Origin of the sequence: Paraburkholderia sp. EG287B (assembly GCF_040965595.1) — a bacterium.
Lineage (GTDB): Bacteria > Pseudomonadota > Gammaproteobacteria > Burkholderiales > Burkholderiaceae > Paraburkholderia.
The window spans coordinates 1-460 of record NZ_JBFRCG010000090.1 but is presented as its reverse complement, the minus strand read 5'-3'; the positions used below and the strand labels follow the sequence as shown (position 1 = coordinate 460).

The following is a 460-nucleotide window of genomic DNA, read 5'->3' as shown; positions in this document are numbered from 1 at the left end:
ACGGCCACGAACGGTCGTTCGACATCAACCCTCAAGCGTTGACGATCGCGAGGTCGCCTTCGCGACCGCTGGTCGCGAACGTCTACTCTGCCGCACTGGGCCTGTGGGTACCGGTGATCGTTGACGCCACCCCTAGAGAAAGCCGCGTCAGACCTTTTCTGTCGCCAACTTCAGGCCTAGTCCAACAAACAGAGCGCCCATCGTTTTGGTCAACCAGGAAGAAATAGTCTGGTTCCGGCGAAGCGCATCTGTCATTCGCGCTGCGAGAAACACGTACGTGATACTCGTTCCAATTCCAACCATGTTGCCAGTCACGCCTAACGCGACGAGATCTTTCACCGGACTTGGGTCGTGCGCGCTGATGAACTGGGGAAGCAATGCGACGTAAAACAGCGCGACTTTCGGGTTCAAAACATCACTGAGAAAGCCTTGCCAAAAAATGAGCCGCAAGGCCTTCACC

1 protein-coding gene is annotated in these 460 nt (G+C 56.1%); it reads right to left on the bottom strand.

The window, feature by feature from the left end; translation table 11 throughout:
* Positions 1-147: 147 nt before the first annotated feature.
* Positions 148-460 (bottom strand): LysE family translocator (locus AB4Y40_RS42835; RefSeq protein WP_368692993.1); only part of this gene is annotated, 313 nt, incomplete at its 5' end.